This is a genomic window from Psychrobacter sp. 1Y4 (genome assembly GCF_051847555.1).
In genome coordinates this window covers 1-521 of record NZ_JBPYDE010001143.1, presented here as the reverse complement: position 1 = coordinate 521, position 521 = coordinate 1, and the positions used below count along the sequence as shown (strand labels likewise).

Genomic DNA, 521 nt, shown 5'->3' with positions numbered 1-521 from the left:
ATGTAAAAGTGTTGTCATTGGCCACACCAGCACCGCTCATAAGCTCTCTGAAAATAACGCCACTCTGTGAAGTGATAAAATTGGCACCCGCTAGCGCTCCATAGTTCACAGACAAGGTTGCAATAATAATGTTTAAGTTGGTTCTTTTGGATAACAACAAAATCATCGGTGCCATCGTGGCAAGAACCGTGTAATAACCGGCTCCTAAAGCTGCTACAATTGTCGCAGCAAAGAAAATAGCCAGCGGCAAAAATGCTGGGAAATGTCGACACTTGTATATCAAATGTTCACACAGTTTTTCTAACGCGCCATTCGCCAAGGAGAAATTATAGAAGAGCGTCACGGCAAAAATCACAAAGAAAATCTTCAGAGGCCATAGCTTAATAACCTCATAAGCGCTTAGCTGCATACCAAAACAGCCGATAAGGTATGAGAACACAATCGCAAACAAGCCAATATTGATTTTAGTGGTGTAACCCAATGCAATAGAAATTACTATGGCCGCTATAAGATATAGGGTC

General features: G+C 41.7%; 1 protein-coding gene. It reads right to left on the bottom strand.

Annotated features, from left to right (window positions below; all coding sequences use genetic code 11):
• On the bottom strand, positions 1–508 hold a 508-nt coding region (locus ACS8FC_RS20840; RefSeq protein ID WP_459112996.1), incomplete at its 3' end, for a transporter permease.
• Between the last annotated feature and the right edge of the window lie 13 nt (positions 509–521).